We start from the raw sequence: 16919 nt of genomic DNA, 5'->3' as shown, positions 1-16919 counted from the left end.
TCGGTTCCCAGGCGGCCCAGGGCCCGGTGATCGGCAAATGGTCAGGAGATCGGCAGCTCGGACTGCCGATCTCCTGACCATTTGCCGACCGTTCTGCTTGGCTACCGCCCGACGTCGGACCGCTTGGCCGCGGCCACCAGCTTGTCGGCCTGCCTCGTGGTGAGGACGCCGGCCGTGCTGAGCCGGTCGGTGACCTGGCCGACGTGGCTCACGAAGGCGGTGTGGCTGACCCACGGCCCGTCCGCGTCGATGAGGTCGGCAACGGTGCACCCGTTGCCGGTGTCGACGTTGGCCACCTTGCTGTCCACATCCGAGATGATCACCGTCGGGCGCTCGTCGGAGACCGGGCAGGCGTCGATGCCCTCCCGCGACACGGAGAACCTGAGCGTCCCCGTCCGGGTGACGTTCCCGGCGTTGTCGGTGGCCCGGTACCGCAGCTCGTGCGCCCCGGAGCCGGTGACGTCGAACGGGCCCGTGTACTCCCGGAAGGCGGTGTCGCTGAGCGCGTACTCGATGAACGCCACCCCGGACTCGTCGTCCCGGGCGCTGATGGACACCGTCGCCGAGTCGATGTAGGCACCGAGCTCGTCCTGCTCCCCGTCGACCTGCGCCGACGCGATCGGCGGCGTCCGGTCCGGCGGATCGCTGCCGCCGACGACGACCAGCTCCACCGAGCCCGGTGGAGAGGTGTTGCCGGCGTTGTCGGTGGCCCGGTACAGCAGCCGGTGCGGGCCTGTGACGTCGACGACGACCGGGGCCGTGTAGGCCACGTACCCGGCGCCGTCCAGGTTGTACTCGACCCCCGCCACCCCCGTTCCGGCGTCCTCGGCCAGGACCGCCACCGTCGCCGAGGCGATGTACGCGCCGCCGCCGTCCTGCTCGCCCGTGACCTGGGTGGTGACGGTCGGTGGCGTGGTGTCCTCCGCCGACGGTTCGACGACGGTGAACGTCGCCGAACCGGGTTGGGACGTGTTGCCGGCGTTGTCGGTGGCCCGGTAGGCCACCGTGTGCTCGCCCGGCGTGTCGACGACGACAGGGCCCGTGTAGGTCGCGTACCCCGCCCCGTCCACGTCGTACTCGACGGTGGCCACGCCCGAGCCGGCGTCCAGGGCCGTGAGGTTCACGGTCGTGGACCCTACGTAGGCACCGTCGTCGTTGAGCTCGCCCGTTATCTCGGGAGTGACGACGGGCGCCGTCGTGTCCTCCCCGTCGGCGGCCACGACCACCACGTGCACCGTCCCGGGGTCCGAGGTGTTGCCGGCGTTGTCCGTGGCCCGGTGCTCCAGCATGTACATGCCGGGCTGGTCGAGGACGACCGGCTCGGTGTACGGGACGTACGCGCCGCCGTCGACCGAGTACTCGACGGAGGCGACGCCCGAGCTGTCGTCCTCGGCCGCGAGGCTCACGGTGGCCGAGCCGATGTACGCGCCGTCGGCGTCCTGCTGGCCGGCGACCTGCGCCGTGACGACCGGGGCGGTGGTGTCCTCGCCCGGCCCCTCCGTGACCACGAGCTCGCCCACCATCGTGCCGTGGCCCGGGATCGCGCAGAAGTACCGGTAGGTGCCCGGGGTCAGGACGACCTCGGCCTCGTAGCGGCCGCCGTTGTTGTCCAGGGGGTTGGCCAGGATGTCCAGGGTGACGTCGTGGTTGTACCCCGGCGTGCTGGTGTCGAACGTCAGGGTGTGGGACATGCCGATGTTGTTGCCCGTGGCGACGCTGTTCTCGAAGACCACGGTGGCGGCCCCGGCGGTCGCCGTGGCCGGCGCCGAGGCGTACGCCGAGACGCCGGCGTTCGCGGTCCAGGTGAGGACCTGGTCCGCTGCGGCCTGGTCCGCCACCTCAGCGGTGGACCAGGCGGTCACGCCGTCGCCGCGGTACTCCACGGCGGTGGCCCCGGTCGAGGCCAGCGGCAGCGCCACGAGTGCGCCGGCCGCGGCAGCGGCGAGCAGGCGGGACAGCTTCTGTCTGAACATGGGGGCGCCTCTCATCTTCGCGGACGTGGTCACAGGTCTCGCACCCGGATGTTGCGGAACTCGATGAGGTCCGAGCTGCCGTGGTTCTGCAGCCCCACGAACCCACTGAGGAACTGCCGCAGGTCCGTCGGCGGGTCACCGGGGCGGGAGGACTCCTTGCCCGGAGAGTTGTCGAACTCGTTGATCACCGCGCCGTTTCGGATGATCGTGTACTGCTGGCCGACCACCCGGACCTCGTACTCGTTCCAGACGCCCTTGGGGGTCGCCCCGGCGCCGTCGAGCGTGACCGGGTCGAAGTTGTAGACCGAGCCCGTCTTCTGGGGCTCGCCCGCCTCCCCGTCGTAGATCTGGATCTCCTGGCCGCAGTAGATGGCGACCCAGGCCTCGGCGTCGGTCAGCTGCCCGCACTCCGGAAGTTCGTCACGGGGGACCCGCGGGTCGGGGAACCGCGTGAAGATGCCGCTGTTGGCACGGGTCGCGCCGGCCGACACGTCCTGGAACTCCAGCTTCAGCGAGAAGTCCTCGAACTCCTCCGCCGCGTACCAGAGCATGCCCAGACCGCCCTGCGACCGCAGGGAGCCGTCCGGCCGCAGGTCGAAGCTGCCGCCCGGCGCCTGCCGCCAGCCCCCGAGGGACTCGGAGGTGCCGTCGAACAGCCACCGGTACCCGGTGCTGCCCTCCGTCCCGATGCCGGACTTCGTGGCGGTCGAGACCAGCGCCGTCTTCTCCTTCCTGGTGATGACCCTGTCGGCCAGGAGCTGGTCGGCCACCGCGGTCACGTGGTTCACGAACTGCCCGCTGGTGTCCCACTCGGCCTCGTCGCGGATCAGGTCGTTGATCGTGCAGCCGCCCAGGTCGTCGTTGGTGACACCGCTGTTCTCGTCGCCGATCCAGACGGTGTCCCGGTCGTCCGGGACTGTGCACGTGGTCCTGACCGGTACGTCCACTTCTCTCGACTCGCCGTCCGCATAGGTCACCGTGAGCTTCGCGTCGTAGCTGCCGACGCGCGGGTAGGTGTGCCGCGGGTTCGCCTCCGTCGACGTGGTCCCGTCCCCGAAGTCCCAGGCGTAGGAGACGCCGCCCGAGCGGTCGCCGGTGAAGGCGACGGTGAGCGGGTCGCTCTGCACGCTCGCCCCGGAACCGGCCGGTGCCGGCGTGGCCGGACCGCCCGTGTAGCTGATCCGGACCAGCTTCTGGCGATCGGTCAGGGAGAAGAAGCCGCCGCCGTAGTCGAGCAGGTACAGGGCGCCGTCGGGACCGAACTTGGCGTCCATCCACTGCTCGACGTCGTTGTCGCCGTTGCCGCCGTGGACGATCTGGCGCAGGTCCTCGGCGAAGACCGGGGGACCGGCCTCCTCGACGGTGTCCGGGTTCACCGTGACGGCTACCCGGTTGTTCGCGTTCGACTGGTCACCGATGAACCACTTGTTGTCCCAGTACGCGGGCCAGGCGACGCCGCTGCCCGTGTCGACCTCGGACCGGTGGTAGGTCGGACCGTTCATCACGGCCTGCCCGCCGCCCCGCAGGTACGGCTGGGTGTAGGTCGCCTCGGAGTCCACGTAGGACGGGACGCCGTTCTCCCGGGCGGGGAACACCGGCCCGCCGCCGCTCGGCGAGTACCAGATCATGTTGTCGCGCACCGGCGGGAGGTCGACCAGGCCGGTGTTGCGCGGCGACGTGTTCTTCGGGTTGTCGCAGTCGTACCAGCCCGTCAGGACCGTCGCGTCCTCGTTGCTGCGGTCCCGGTAGGGCTGCCCGTTGCCCATGCAGTAGGGCCAGCCGTGGTTGCCCGCCGAGGTGATGATCGTGGCGGTCTCGTACTTCGCCGGCCCGAGCTCCGGGTCCGGCAGGCCCGCGTCCGGTCCGACCCACGCCGCGGTCAGCCAGTCGTTCTTCGTGTCGTAGGCCAGCCGCGAGATGTTGCGCACGCCCATGACGTAGATCTCCGGGAGCGTCTTGTCGCCCGGGTCGTCCGCCTCCGGGAACAAGTTCCCCTCCGGGATCGTGTACGTGCCGTCCGGCTCCGGGTGGATCCGCAGGATCTTGCCGTTCAGGTCGTTCGTGCTGCCGGCGGTGCGCCGCGCGTCCTGGAACGAGATGCCCGCGTACTCCTGGGTCCAGTTGTTGCCGGAGTAGCCGCTCGACCCGCCCGACGAGTTGCTGTCGCCCGACCCGATGTAGAGGTTGCCCTCGTTGTCGAAGTCCATGCCGCCGCCCGCGTGGCAGCAGCTGTGGATCTGCGTCTCCCACTGCAGCAGGTCCTTGCGGGTGGACTGGTCGATCGTGTTCGCCTCGGCGTCGTACGTGAAGCGCGACACCGTCCGCTGGCCGACGCGGCGCTCGCGGTCGATCGACTCGTGCGGCATCCAGTAGAGGTAGACCCACCGGTTCTCGTCGAACTGCGGGTCGAGGGTGATGCCGAGCAGGCCCTCCTCGTTCTTGACCAGCTCGCTGCCGCTGCCGCGGTTGCCCATGACGTCGAGGGTGGTCAGGAGCTTCGTGGTCCCGGACTCCGGGTCCCAGCGGTGGACGGTGCCGCAGCCCAGCCCCACGTTCGCGTCCTCCCACGCCACGACCGGTCCGGAGGGGCAGGCGGCCTTGCCGATGTAGAAGACGCCGCCGTCCGGCGCCACCGTGAGTCCGTGCGGCTCGCCGATCTGGTCGAGCGCGCCCGCGGCGTTCTTCACCGTCAGGCGCTCGGACTCGTAGTTCGCCGCGATGGTCGCCTGGCAGTCGCCGCGCACCATGCCGGTCGACCAGAGCAGGCCGCCGAGCAGGTGGTCACGGAACTCCGCCTCCGCGTAGCTCGCGGCGGTGCCGCCCATGCCGGTGTAGAACGACCGGCCGCCGTCGTAGTCGCGGCACCACGAGACGGGGTGGAACGGGCCGTTCGCGCCCTCGCCCGGCTCGTAGTCCCACTCCTCGACCTGCGCCACGGTGTGCACGTCGCCGACCGGGTTCGGCGACCAGTTCAGCCACCGGTCCGAGCGGGTCCAGCTCAGTGGGAGCCCGCCGCCCGCCGGGTGCGCGCGGTCGACGACGTTGACCGTCGCCTCCTGCACCGGGACCTCGGGGTCCGGCTCCGCCTCGCCGGAGCTGTCGAAGAGCTGGATCTCCGCGAGCTGGGTGAGGTCGTCACCCGCGTTCGCCGTGATGTCGAGCCGGTAGTGCTGGTAGGCGACCGTGTTCTCGAACCGGTAGTCGTTGGGGGTGAACCGCTCAGGGAAGTCCTGGTCGGTCTGCGTGTCCAGGTCGGTCCACGTCGTACCGTCCGTGGAGCCCTGCAGGGTCCAGCTCTTCGGGTCACGACCGGCGAAGTCGTTGGCCGACGTGAGCGCGTACCGGGAGGCGACGACCGGCTCGGCCATCTCGAGGTCGATCACCGCCGTCGGCTCGAAGGCGAGCCACTTGGTGTTCGCATCGCCGTCGATCAGGTTCGGGGCGTCCTCGTTCGGCGGGTTCTCCGCGCTCGCGGTGACGCTCGCGACGGCCAGCGGGTCCGGCAGGTTGCCGGCCGGCCGGGTGCCGATCAGGCCCGTGAACCACTGCGAACGGTCCTGCGCCCGCGCCGCGTCGCGGATGCCGAGGAACCCGCCGCCGCCCTGTACGTAGGCCTTGAGGGCATCCTCCTGCGCGGTGGTGAGCTGCGTACCCTCGGCGGACAGGAAGACCACGCCGCGGTACTCCGCGAGATTCTTCGCGGTGAAGACCTTCGGGTCGCTCGCCGTGTGCACGGTGAACCCGTGCTCCGCGCCGAGCTCCCGGATGGTCCTGGTGGCGACCGCCACCGGGTCGAGCTGCTTGTCCGGCGCCCCGTGGAACACGAGCACGGTGACGTCTGCCGCGTCCGGGGTGGTGGCGAGTGCGGCGGGTGCGACGGCTGCCGGGGCGGCGTCGGCCGTGGTGCTCCGCCGGGCCTGCGCCGGGACCGTAGCCAGCCCGACGACGAGGGCGGCGCCTGCCACTGCGGCGAGGATGCGTCTTCCTGTCCGTTCCATCACTGCTCCTTTGCGCGTGATCGAAAAGTCGTCCGGGATGTCCCGGTCAGTGGCCGGTGTGGCCCTCTTCTGCGTGCGTGGCGGCGTCGGTCTGGGTGCGGGTCTCGGCATCGGTCCCGGCGGTGCTGCCCGCCGTATGGCCGCCGTGCTCGTGGAACCGGTCGATGGCCTCCTGCGCGCCGGCGGGCATGGTGCCGTCGGCGTTACGTACCAGGAAGATCCCGGCCATGCCGCCGTCGGAGTGGAACTGGACGTGGCAGTGGTACATCCAGGCGCCTGCGCCGACCGCCTGCCCGGCCTTCACCTGGAACCCGAACGAGTCGCCCGGGTTGAGGTCGCGGGTGTCGATCACCTGGCTGGGGTCGTCGGGGCCGGTCAGGTAGCCGGTCCGGTTGTTCGCCCAGCGGTGGGCGTGCAGATGGAACGTGTGGAGCTGGTCCCCGTGCCCGATCGCGACGAACTCGACGGTCTCCCCGAGGTTCGCCTCGAACATCGGGGTGTCGGGGGCCGACTTGTTGTTGATGGTCATGTCGTTGAACACGACGGTGTACGTGCGGTCGGGCAGGATGTCTCCCTTGCGCCGCACGACGAGCCCGCCGTACAGGCCCGCGCGCAGGCCCGCCGTGCCGTGCTCCCCGTCCATCGCGTGGTCGTGGTAGTGCCAGTAGCCCGCGGTGCCGGGTACCCAGTGGCCGTCGTCGAGCTGGGTCTGCGCGTGGCTGCGCCAGGTGTAGGTGCGGGTCTCGCCGGGCTCGTTGAACGAGTCGTTGAACGGGCTGCCGTCCGACTCGGTCGTGTAGTCGACCCCGTGCGGGTGGATCGACAGGCGCTTGTCGGTGTTGTTCACCAGCTCGACCTGGAGGGTGTCGCCCTCCCACATCTCCAGAAGGGGGCCGGGGATGGTGGCCTTGCCTGGGGCGAGCCCGTAGCCGTGGAGGCCGCCGGGCAGGGGCTCCGCGTAGACGGTGATGTGCCGGGTGGTACCGAGCGGTCTGATGGGCCCGGGGCCGACGGCGGCCGCACCGTCCGCGCCGAGCGTGAGGGCCGCCGTCGGCACCATGAGCCCGGCGAGCGTGCCGGTCAGGATCGAGCGACGGGACACGCCGCTCTGCTGGGATCGGGTGTCAGAGCTGTACTGGGGCATGAGTCTCCGTTCGACGCCGTCGGGCAGCCGTTCCGGCCGTTCCGACGAGACAGGAATCGGGTGGGGACCGGGCTCAGGCGCGCGAAGCCGTCGGCGTCGCCGCGAGTGACAGCGGTGTCACGGACACGAAGGTTGACCTCATCGTCGTTCCCTCCATGGGTGGGTCACCCGACGGGTGATATTGCGAACATAGGAGGACTTATGACGGGTGTCAAGCAAAAGTTCGACAGGGAACGGCAGACTTCGCGTGCAGCACCTGGGAAAGATCAGCCCCGCGCGGCGACGAGGTCGAGCGTGATCTGCGCCACGCCCGCGACACCCGGCGCGCCGGCGATCTCCGCCTGAAGGGCACGTGCGTGCTCCCGGTAGGACGGGACAACAAGCACCTCGTCCACCGCCCGTGCGATGGTCGCCTCGTCGGGTCGTGCCGTTCCCAGGTTCACCCCGGTGCGCGACCACTCGACACGCCGCGTCGTCTCGGCCTTGTCCTCGGTGTCACCGGCGACGACCATCGGCACGCCGTGCGCGAGGGCGTAGTGGAGCCCGCCGTAGCCGCCGTTCGTGACGAAGACGTCGACCTTCGGCATCAGGTCGTCGTAGCCGATGAACTCCGCCGCCCGCGCGTTGGGTGGCAGGGTGCCGAGCGCGGCAAGGGGCGCACCTCCCGTGGTCACGACCACGAGCACGTCGCGGTCGGCCAGCGCGCGAAGCGTGGGGACGATCAGCTCGCCCGGGTCCTCGTTCGCGACCGTGCCCTGCGACACGTGCACGACGGGGCGGCTGCCGTCGAGGTCCGACCACCAGGCGGGCAGCGCAACGGGCCTCGAGGTGCGGGAGACGGGGCCGACAAAGCTGACGGTCGGGGGGAGGTCGCGGCGCGGGTACTCGAACCCGGGCACGGTGAACTGCACGAAGTGGTCGGCGTGTACCGCCCAGTCCAAGAAGTAGACGCCGAGGTCCGCACCGGTCACCTCGTGCACGAACTCCGCGACCTGGTGCTGTGGCTTGCGGAGGATGACATGCCTCGCCATCAGGTTCAGGAAGCGATTGCGGGTGCGACCGATCAGGTCGTCGCGGGGCAGGATGCCCAGTCCCCATGGGGCTGTGTCGACGCTGGACAGCCCCAGCGGAAGGACGCCGCACACCACGAGCGGGGGCCGCGGCTCGCGCGACTGTGCCAGAGCTGCGGCGCCGACGACCGTGAACTCGGTCAGCACCGCGTCGGTCGGCTCTGCATCGATCGCCGCACGCAGCGCCCGGTACTGGTCCAGGGCGGGCGCGATGAAGAACTCCTCGATGTTGCGAACCATCCCCTTCGTCCCCTCGCGCCGGTCTCCGCCCCGGCGGGACTCGGCCATCGCAGCGCGGTGGTCGATCTGGGCGCCGTCCGGCCATCGGATGAATTCCGCACCCGTGCCGCGGACCGCGTCGGCGAACCGGTCGCCGGCGAGGAAACGCACCCGGTTCCCGACGGCGGTGAGGTGTGCGGCGACGCCGAGCATGGGCGCGACGTGCCCGTCCGCGACGTGTGCGGCAAGAAGCATGGAGCGCATCACGGTCCCCTTCGTCCGATCCGCCCGGGCAGGCTCGGCCGAACGTCGTGTCAATGATGCTATTCCTGCCGTCGTGTCGCGGCGCGGCATTCCTCCGCCCACCCTGACCCGGGCGGGTGAGACGTGCCCTAGGCGAGAGCGACGAGCAGCCAGACCGCCGACGCCACCAGGACCGCCCCGGTGAGCAGGCCGGTCAGCGGGTGGGCGAGCGCCGCCGTCGGACGGTGGCCCCGCGGGTGGGTGGCCGTGCGGAGCGCCCAGCCGAGCGGCCACGCCAGCACCGCGGCCGCGAAGGCGGCGGCCGCTCCGAGGTACAGCTCCGGCACGTCGAGCGTGTTGGCGATGACGCCCACCTGGATGGCGGTGGAGATCGCGACCACCGTCGGGATCAGGTGGAGCCGGGGCTTGCCGGCGGTGACGCCCGCCTTGTCCTCGTCCTTGGCCGCGGCGACGGCCCGGCGGTACTTGCTCGCGACGAGCCCGGTGCACAGCCGTGTCAGGGCGCCATGAGCGATCAGCGCCGCGACGTAGATGCTGACGACGCGGCCGGTCACCACGGAGCCGTCGGGCCAGGCGCGAACGGTGGCCAGCACGCCGATCGCCACGACGACCCCGGCCAGCGCGACGCCGGCGACGGGGAGGAGCCGCGTCCAAGGGCCTGAGTGCCGGATCGTCCAGGCGAACCACAGGCCCGCCAGGACGCTGACTGCCGCCGCCGCCAGGGCACCGTCGCTCGTGTGCTCCATCGTGTTCCCCTCCGCGCAGAATCGGTATAAACCGGACAGGAGCGTACGGCGTTTCCGCAGGTCAGGGAAGATTCTCGGTATTCGTTTGGTGATGTCGTGCCGGGACTCGGCCCTGGTTCGGCAAGCAGATCAGCACGGCCGTACAGATCTATCCGAACGGTCGTACACTTTCCACCATGGCCATGAACATCGACGGCCGGCGCGTCCGCGGCGACCGCACCCGTCGCACCGTGCTGGACCACGCAGTGCAGGAGGCGTCGGTGCGCGGGCTGGACGCGCTGTCGTTCGGCGCGCTGGCGGCGACGGCGCCCGTGAACAAGAGCGCGATCGCCGGGCTGTTCGGGTCCAAGGAGAAGCTGCAGCTCGCCGCGGTGGAGCGAGCCGCGGAGATCTACACGGAGCACGTGATCGTCCCGGCGCGGTCCGCGGAACGCGGCCTCCCGCGGGTGTGGGCGCTGGTGCTGGCCTGGATCGAGTACTCGCGCGGGCGGGTGTTCCAGGGCGGGTGCTTCTTCCGCAGCGTCGAGGTGGAGTTCGACATGCGGGAGGGCGCCGTGCGGGACGCCGTCGTCGCGGCGCAGCGGTCCTGGGAGTCGTACGTCGCCCACCAGGTGCGGACGGCGGTCGACGCCGGCGAGCTGGCCCCGGGTACCGACCCTGACCAGGTGGAGTTCGAGATCAACGCGCTCTTGAACGCCGCGAACGACAGGTCCCTCCTGCTCGGCGACGACGGCGTGTACGGGCGCGCCCGGGAGGCGGTCCGGGCGCTGCTGGTGGCGCGGGGAGCGGATCCGGCCGGCCTGGTCTAGCGAGAAGTTCAATTGTTTCAAGCCGGTATACACGTTCTAGTTACCCTCAGTTCATGGCGACGTCGCACGAAGTTCCCGACGGCAGGTCCGAACCACCCGCTGCCGTCGCGCTCGCCACGACCCGCTGGGGCACCGGGCCGGGCCGGGCGCTGTTGCTGCACGGCATCGTGTCCGCCGGGGCCACCTGGTGGCGGCTCGGGGAGACGCTCGCCGACGACGGCTACGAGGTCGTGGCTCCTGACCTCCGCGGACACGGCTCGAGCCCGCGCGCCGACTCCTACCTGCTGGCCGACCACGTCGCCGACATCCGCGCGCTGGGCACCGGCTGGGACCTCGTGGTCGGGCACAGCCTCGGCGGCCTCCTCGGCGCGCTGGCCGCCGACGCCGACCACGGGTTCACGCGGCGCCTGGTGCTGCTCGACCCCGCCCTCGACATAGCGGAAGACCGGTTCGACACCGGCGCGGACGCCGAGATCGAGGACGCGATCCGTCCGCCGTCGACCAGGGTGGTGCAGGGCGCGCACGCCGGCTGGGACCGCCGGGACGCCGCGGCGGTCGCCGCCGCCGCGAGGGCGGCCGACGCCACGGCGGTCGCACACACCCTGCGCGACAACGCGCCCTGGCGGCACACGGACGTGATCACGCGACTGGTGGTCCCGACGCTCGTGCTGGGCGCCGACCCCGCCTACGGCGCGCTGTTCCGCGCCAAGACCGGGGTCGAGCTCATGATCCGTAACCCGAGCGTCCGGGTGCGCGTAGTGGTGGGCGCCGGGCACGCCGTGCACCGCGACCGGCCGTCGGCGGTGGCGACCGCCATCCGGTCGTTTCTCTGGTGAGCCGGAGTGTCAGCGACCCGGGTTAGGGTCGGTCGGTGAGCACTTCCGCATCCGCACGCAAGCAGCTGGTGGCCCTCGCTGAGCGGGGCTTCGAGGGGCCGTGGCGGCACGCGCGCGGTGACTTCTCGGACAGCGCGCGCCCCGCGTCGGTCCTCGTCCTGTTCGGCGTGCTGGACGACCTCGCTGCGGACCGCGACGACCACGACCTGGCGGTGCCGGCCGACCTCGACGTCCTGCTCCTCGCGCGCGCCGCGACGCTGCGCAGCCACGCAGGGCAGGTCGCCTTCCCTGGCGGCCGCGCCGACGACGGGGAGGACGCCGTCACCGCGGCACTGCGCGAGGCAGTGGAGGAGACCGGCCTCGACGCGTCGGGCGTGGAGGTGCTGGGCACGTTCGGCGAGCTGCCCATGCCGGTCAGCAACCACGTGGTCACGCCCGTGCTCGGCTGGTGGGCCCGCCCCACGCCCGTGCGGGTGGTCGACGTCGCCGAGTCCGCGCACGTCTTCCGCGCCCCGGTGGCCGACCTGCTGGACCCCGCCAACCGCTTCACCGTCGTGGTGCGCCGGGGCAACCAGACCTGGCGCGGCCCGGGCTTCCACGTGCACGACGGCGATCTGACGCATCTCGTGTGGGGGTTCACCGCCGGGGTCCTCGACGCGATGTTCGACCAGCTCGGCTGGACCGAGGACTGGGACCGCACCAAAGAGCTGGCCATCAGGTGATGTTCACCAGCGACACCCGCGAGGCGCTGCGCGAGATGCTGGTGGCCGCGGCCCGGGCCGACGACGCCGTGGCCGCCGCCGCGCTGGTCGGCTCCGGCGCGACCGGGCGCGAGGACGAGTGGTCGGACATCGACCTGGTGCTGCGGATCGCTGCCGACGGCGAACCCGCCGACGTCGCCGCGCGGTGGACCGAGACGATGTACACGACGCACGGCGCCGTGCATCATCTGGACGTCGTGGCCGGCGGCGTGCTGTACCGGGTGTTCCTGCTGGCCGGGTCGCTGCAGGTGGACGTGTCGTTCTGGCCGTACGAGCGGTTCGGCGAGACCGGTCCGGGGTTCCGGCTGCTGTTCGGAGACACCAACCCGCCCGCGCACCTCCCACCGCCCGGCCCGGAGCGGCTGATCGGCATGGCGTGGCTGCACGCGCTCCACGCCCGGTCCGCGATCGCCCGCGGCCGCCACTGGCAAGCCGTGAGCATGCTCGACGGCGTCCGCGAGCAGCTCGTCTCGCTCGCCTGCCTGCGGCACGGGCTCAACCCCCATCAGGGCCGCGGCGTCGACGACCTGCCCGCCGCCGAGCTGGACGCCCTCGCCCGGGTGCGCGCGGCGGCCGTCGGCCCGGTGGAGCTGCGGAAGGCGCACGACGCCGCGGTCCGCGCGATCGGCGACGAGGCTGCACGGCACGACGCGGCCCTCGCCGGCAGGCTGACCGGAGTGCTCGAAGAGCTCAGGAGGACGCGATGACCGAAGTGACCCGCGACGCGATCCGCGACGCCGCTGCCGTGATCCGCCCGCACGTGCGGCACACGCCCGTGCTGGACGTCGACCTGGCGGACTTCGGCCGCCCGGCGCGGCCGGTGGCGCTCAAGCTCGAGTGCCTCCAGCACTCCGGCTCGTTCAAGGCACGCGGCGCGTTCACCAGCCTCCTGACCCGCGACGTGCCCGACGCCGGCGTCGTCGCGGCCTCGGGCGGCAACCACGGGGCGGCCGTCGCCTATGCCGCGGCCCGGCTCGGCATCCCCGCGACGATCTTCGTGCCGAGCGTGACCTCCCCGGCCAAGGCCGAACGCATCCGCGGGTACGGCGCGAAGCTCGTCGTTGGCGGCGACCGCTACGCCGACGCGCTCGCCGCGAGCGAAGCGTTCGTCGCCGGAACGGGCGCCATGACCGTGCACGCCTACGACCAGCCCGAGACCCTGATCGGGCAGGGCACGCTCGGGCTGGAGATCGCGCAGGACCTGCCGGACCTCGACACGCTGCTCGTCGCCGTGGGCGGCGGCGGGCTCATCGGCGGCATCGCAGCCTGGTACCGCGGCGACGTGCGCGTAGTCGCCGTGGAGCCGGAGGGTGCGCCGACCCTGCACCGGGCGCTCGCGGCCGGCATGCCGGTGGACGCTCCGACCGAGGGGATCGCGGCCGACTCGCTCGCGCCCAAGCAGGTGGGGCAGCTCATGTTCCCGCTGGCTCAGCAGTTCGTGGCGGAGTCCGTCCTGGTCACCGACGACGCGATCGCGGCGGCCCAGCTCTCCCTCTGGGAGGCGGCGCGGGTCGTGGCCGAGCCCGGCGGCGCGACGGCGCTCGCCGCGCTGCTGTCCGGCACCTATGTGCCGGAGCCGGGGGAGCGGGTAGCAGTGCTGGTGTGCGGGGCGAACACGACGGCCGTCCAGCTCTGACCCGACGGACGGTCAGGCACCCTCGCTGAAGAGCTGCTCGACCGCGTGCTCCCCGACGCGGACCATGATCGGGTGCGTGTCCGGGTAGGAGAAGCAGATGGTCGTGTACAGCAGGGCCCAGCCCTGGGCCCTGCGCCACATCCCGGTGTCCCAGCCGCGCCCGTCCCGCGCCTCGGCGTCCACAACGCGGCGGAACCTCTTCCGGCCCTCGGCGTCGAAGGTGAGCCACATCGTGCCGAGGTCCGACGCCGGGTCGCCGCTGGTCACGTCCCCGAAGTCGATGACCGCGGAGAGCCGGCCGTCGTCCGTCGCGGGCTGGTGCAGCGCCACGAAGAAGCGCGCCAGGTGTTCGGCCCAGGGGGTGCGCTCCGTGGCTGGGACGGTGGCCGCCGCGACGCCGTCGGCCCAGCGCACGACGCCCCACGGCCACGGGTAGCCGAGCGCCGGGCTGGGCACGCCCGTGCGGACGGGGTCAGGGACGGCGACCGGCAGCCGCGGGGCGAGCAGCGGGAGCACCTGGTGCTCGTTGCGCATGAGCTGAGCCCCGAGCTCGCGCCGGGGGAGGCGCAGGGCGAGGTCGTCGCCCAGCCGGATCATCACGTTGTCCCAGCCGTTCGCGACCAGCTGGAGCGGCCGGTCGGCGAGGTCGGGGTGCTGCTCCTCCAGCAGCGACCGGGCGAGGTCGACGGTGACGTCGAGGTCGGCAGCGACCACGGCGGCCTCCTTGTTGGTGTGCGGCTTCTGCTGTGTGGCGTGGTGAGGGCGATCGTCAACGGTACTGGGTGCCCGCCTCGCGCCGTCGGCCGACCAACCGAGCAGTCGCATGCCCATACTGGGACCATGGTCACTACCTGGACCGACGACGACCCCGCCGCCTACCTCGACGCGGTCACGCCGGCCGTCCGGCGGCGCGACGCGCACACCCTCCGCGACCTCATGGAGCGGGTGACGGGCGAGGCCCCGCGCATGTTCGGCACGTCGGTGATCGGCTTCGGCGAGTACCACTACGAGTACGCCAGCGGCCACTCCGGGGACGCCCCCGCCGCGAGCTTCTCGCCCCGAAAGGCCGCCAGCACCGTGTACCTCCCGGACGGGATCGGCGCGCACGAGGACCTGCTCGCCCGGCTCGGCCCGCACACCACCGGCGTCGGCTGCCTGTATCTGAAGGACCTGGAAACGGTGGACCTGGCGGTGCTCGAGGAGATCTTGCGCCGCTCCTGGGCGACGGTCACCGCCGGGACGTTCGGGCAGCGGGCCCGCGAGTCCTGACCCGCCGGCTGAGCCCGCTGCCAGGCCCGTCGCCAAGCCCCTCGCCAGGCCCCTCGCCACGCCCGAGTGCGGTGCATACCTGGGAACGTTCTGGGATTCGTCCGCGTTGACACCAGGCCCCCGACCAAGAGGAGACCCGTGCAGCAGCGCCACACCGAGCAGGCCGTCGAGCAGGAGCACGTCAACGCCATGTACGCGCGGCTCGACGGCGAGGTGGCGCGGGTGCGCGCGGACCTCGACGACGCGGTACGCAGGTCCTCGACCGACCCGGGGGAGGCGTACACCCGCGAGGTGCGCGTCGCCATGCTCAGTCGCCGGGCGCGCACCCTGGGCGCGGCGGAGCACCACCTCTGCTTCGGCCGCATCGACGGTGCCGACGGCCGCTCGCTGCACATCGGCCGCACCGGTCTGAGCGACGGTGACGACCAGCTGCTCGTCGACTGGCGCGCCGACGCGGCCCGCCCGTTCTACGCCGCCACCGCCGCCCACCCGATGGGGCTGCACCGGCGCCGGCACCTCCGTCTGGACGGGCGCAGGGTCTCGCAGGTCAGCGACGAGCTCCTGGACGGCACGGAGCCCGGGCAGGACGACGTCGTCGGCGACGGGCCGCTCCTGGAAGCCATCAGCGCCCGGCGCACCGGCCGCATGCGCGACGTCGTCTCCACGCTGCAGGCCGAGCAGGACGCGGTCATCCGTTCGGCACACCGCGGCGTCACCGTCGTGGAGGGCGGCCCGGGGACGGGCAAGACGGTGGTCGCCCTGCACCGCGCGGCCTACGTCCTGGCGGGTTTCGACGAGGCCCGGGCCGACGGCGTCCTCGTGCTCGGCCCCAACTCGCGCTTCCTCGACTACATCGCCGAGGTGCTGCCCTCGCTCGGCGAGAACGACGTGGCGATGAGCACCGCCGACCACCTGGTCGCCGACGCCCTGGGCGTGGCCGAGGCCCCAGCCGTGGGCCACGACCTGCGTCGCGCCGCCGGCGACGTCCGGCTCGCCGACGAGATGGCCGACATCGTGCGGCAGTACCAGGCGCCCGCCGGCACCCTGACGGTGCTGGTCGACGGCGACCCGGCCACGCTGGACGAGCGCGCCCTCGCTGAGGCGCGGCAGACCGCCGGGGGTGCCGGCCTGCCGCACAACCAGGCCAGGGCGCTGTTCAAGGATCTCGTCGTGGACTTCGTGGCCGACGAGGTCCAGGCCCGTGCCCGCGTGCTGCTCGCGAGGCTGGACGAGGACATGGAGGTGCTGACCGGCGGCGTGAACCTCGACCGGGCCGCGGGGAAGGACCTGGAGCGGCTGGGCTTCGCCCCCGACGAGGGCGGCGCCTTCGGGCACGCCGCCGCCGTCGCCGAGCTGGACCCGGGTGCGCTGCGGGCGGAGCTGGCCGACGACCTCGCCCTGGAGCGGGCGGTCGAGGCCGCGTGGCCGCGCCTGGATCGGGACGACGTGGTGCTGGACGTGCTGGAGGCGCACCCGGAGCTCGCGCTCGACGGCGCCCTCGGGGACGCCGAGGCCTGGACCGCCGCCCACCTGCCGCTGCTCGACGAGGCCGAGCACCTGGTGAACGGACCGCCGGCGAAGATCTACGGGCACGTGGTCGTGGACGAGGCCCAGGAACTGACGCCGATGCAGTGGCGCTCGGTCCTGCGCCGCTGCCCGGGCCGCTCGATGACGGTGGTCGGCGACCTGGCCCAGGCCGGGCCCGCGACGGGCGCCGCGTCCTGGGCCGACGCGCTGGGCAGCGACCTGGCGAAGCGCGCCGACGTGCGCACCCTGACCGTCTGCTACCGCACCACTGCCGAGGTCCTGGAGGTGGCGGCGCCGCTCCTGGCGGAGATCGCCCCGTACCAGGCGCCGAGCCGCGCGGTCCGGCACGGGGACGAGCCCCGGCGTCGTCCGGCGGGCGGCGACCTGGCCGCGGCAGTGGTGGAGGAGGTGGCCACGGAGGCGGCGCACGGCGACCTCGTGGCCGTGGTCGCGGCGGACGACGCCGCGCCCGGCCTGGCCGAGGCGCTGGACGGTGCGGCGCGCGTGGTGCCGGTCTCCCAGGTGCGCGGCCTGGAGTTCGACGCCGTGGTGGTCGCCGACCCCGAGGGCATTCGGCACGCGCGCCCGGGCGGCGAGCGCGACCTCTACGTCGCGCTGACCCGCCCGACGCGCCGGCTGGTGATCGTCGAGTGACCGCGAGGTTGGT

At 72.4% G+C, this 16919-nt stretch carries 13 protein-coding genes; 7 read left to right on the top strand and 6 right to left on the bottom strand.

Features of this window, described 5'->3' with window-relative positions; translation table 11 throughout:
• Positions 1-101: 101 nt before the first annotated feature.
• From IE250_RS01530 to IE250_RS01510, 5 genes are all read right to left on the bottom strand, one after another.
• Entirely contained in the window at positions 102-1973 is a 1872-nt protein-coding gene (locus IE250_RS01530; RefSeq protein WP_189667503.1) for an OmpL47-type beta-barrel domain-containing protein, read from the bottom strand.
• A gap of 29 nt (positions 1974-2002) precedes the next feature.
• A complete protein-coding gene (locus IE250_RS01525; protein WP_189667502.1) occupies positions 2003-5971 on the bottom strand; it encodes a ThuA domain-containing protein in 3969 nt (1322 codons plus the stop codon).
• Positions 5972-6017: 46 nt separating this feature from the next.
• Positions 6018-7115 carry a multicopper oxidase domain-containing protein gene (locus IE250_RS01520; RefSeq protein ID WP_189667501.1) on the bottom strand — a complete coding sequence of 366 codons (1098 nt, stop codon included), beginning with the start codon at positions 7113-7115 and terminating at the stop codon, positions 6018-6020.
• 266 nt (positions 7116-7381) lie between these two features.
• Positions 7382-8668, bottom strand: a complete 1287-nt coding sequence (locus tag IE250_RS01515) for a glycosyltransferase (protein WP_189667500.1) — start codon at positions 8666-8668, stop codon at positions 7382-7384.
• A gap of 128 nt (positions 8669-8796) precedes the next feature.
• Entirely contained in the window at positions 8797-9414 is a 618-nt protein-coding gene (locus IE250_RS01510; protein WP_189667499.1) for a hypothetical protein, read from the bottom strand.
• Between the two features lie 176 nt (positions 9415-9590).
• Here IE250_RS01510 and IE250_RS01505 point away from each other — a divergent pair, with 176 nt between their 5' ends.
• The 5 genes from IE250_RS01505 to IE250_RS01485 are packed head-to-tail and all read left to right on the top strand — an operon-like array spanning position 9591 to position 13456.
• The gene (locus tag IE250_RS01505) at positions 9591-10223 is read left to right on the top strand and encodes a TetR/AcrR family transcriptional regulator (protein ID WP_189667498.1); all 633 of its coding nucleotides are present in this window, start codon (positions 9591-9593) and stop codon (positions 10221-10223) included.
• A gap of 53 nt (positions 10224-10276) precedes the next feature.
• A complete protein-coding gene (locus IE250_RS01500; RefSeq protein WP_189667497.1) occupies positions 10277-11059 on the top strand; it encodes an alpha/beta fold hydrolase in 783 nt (260 codons plus the stop codon).
• Between the two features lie 35 nt (positions 11060-11094).
• Entirely contained in the window at positions 11095-11781 is a 687-nt protein-coding gene (locus tag IE250_RS01495; RefSeq protein ID WP_189667496.1) for an NUDIX hydrolase, read from the top strand.
• On the top strand, positions 11781-12527 hold the full coding sequence (locus IE250_RS01490; RefSeq protein WP_189667495.1) for a nucleotidyltransferase domain-containing protein: 747 nt from the start codon (positions 11781-11783) through the stop codon (positions 12525-12527). The genes IE250_RS01495 and IE250_RS01490 overlap by 1 nt, the downstream gene beginning before the upstream one ends.
• The gene (locus tag IE250_RS01485) at positions 12524-13456 is read left to right on the top strand and encodes a threonine/serine dehydratase (protein WP_189667494.1); all 933 of its coding nucleotides are present in this window, start codon (positions 12524-12526) and stop codon (positions 13454-13456) included. Before IE250_RS01490 ends, IE250_RS01485 begins: the two co-directional genes overlap by 4 nt.
• A 12-nt stretch (positions 13457-13468) precedes the next feature.
• Here IE250_RS01485 and IE250_RS01480 read toward each other — a convergent pair whose 3' ends face one another.
• Complete coding sequence (locus IE250_RS01480; protein WP_189667493.1) at positions 13469-14170, bottom strand: phosphotransferase; 702 nt, start codon at positions 14168-14170, stop codon at positions 13469-13471.
• Between the two features lie 126 nt (positions 14171-14296).
• Between IE250_RS01480 and IE250_RS01475 the strand changes: the two genes are divergently transcribed.
• Both IE250_RS01475 and IE250_RS01470 read left to right on the top strand, forming a co-directional pair.
• Positions 14297-14725 carry a DUF1801 domain-containing protein gene (locus IE250_RS01475; protein WP_189667492.1) on the top strand — a complete coding sequence of 143 codons (429 nt, stop codon included), beginning with the start codon at positions 14297-14299 and terminating at the stop codon, positions 14723-14725.
• A gap of 138 nt (positions 14726-14863) precedes the next feature.
• Positions 14864-16906, top strand: coding sequence for a HelD family protein (locus tag IE250_RS01470; protein WP_229872042.1), 2043 nt, complete (start codon positions 14864-14866; stop codon positions 16904-16906).
• The last annotated feature ends 13 nt before the right edge of the window (positions 16907-16919 follow it).

The sequence above is a fragment of the Promicromonospora soli genome (assembly GCF_014653785.1).
Lineage (GTDB): Bacteria > Actinomycetota > Actinomycetes > Actinomycetales > Cellulomonadaceae > Promicromonospora > Promicromonospora soli.
Note: the sequence above shows the minus strand (reverse complement) of the source record. Positions and strands in the feature narration are given on the sequence as shown.

What these genes read in the sequence shown, in the direction of transcription:
- IE250_RS01520 (WP_189667501.1), bottom strand. Translation starts at nt 7,115, where the DNA reads ATGCCCCAGTACAGCTCTGACACCCGATCCCAGCAGAGCGGCGTGTCC.
- IE250_RS01485 (WP_189667494.1), top strand. Translation starts at nt 12,524, where the DNA reads ATGACCGAAGTGACCCGCGACGCGATCCGCGACGCCGCTGCCGTGATC.
- IE250_RS01505 (WP_189667498.1), top strand. Translation starts at nt 9,591, where the DNA reads ATGGCCATGAACATCGACGGCCGGCGCGTCCGCGGCGACCGCACCCGT.
- IE250_RS01525 (WP_189667502.1), bottom strand. Translation starts at nt 5,971, where the DNA reads ATGGAACGGACAGGAAGACGCATCCTCGCCGCAGTGGCAGGCGCCGCC.
- IE250_RS01510 (WP_189667499.1), bottom strand. Translation starts at nt 9,414, where the DNA reads ATGGAGCACACGAGCGACGGTGCCCTGGCGGCGGCGGCAGTCAGCGTC.
- IE250_RS01530 (WP_189667503.1), bottom strand. Translation starts at nt 1,973, where the DNA reads ATGTTCAGACAGAAGCTGTCCCGCCTGCTCGCCGCTGCCGCGGCCGGC.
- IE250_RS01515 (WP_189667500.1), bottom strand. Translation starts at nt 8,668, where the DNA reads ATGCGCTCCATGCTTCTTGCCGCACACGTCGCGGACGGGCACGTCGCG.
- IE250_RS01490 (WP_189667495.1), top strand. Translation starts at nt 11,781, where the DNA reads ATGTTCACCAGCGACACCCGCGAGGCGCTGCGCGAGATGCTGGTGGCC.
- IE250_RS01475 (WP_189667492.1), top strand. Translation starts at nt 14,297, where the DNA reads ATGGTCACTACCTGGACCGACGACGACCCCGCCGCCTACCTCGACGCG.
- IE250_RS01500 (WP_189667497.1), top strand. Translation starts at nt 10,277, where the DNA reads ATGGCGACGTCGCACGAAGTTCCCGACGGCAGGTCCGAACCACCCGCT.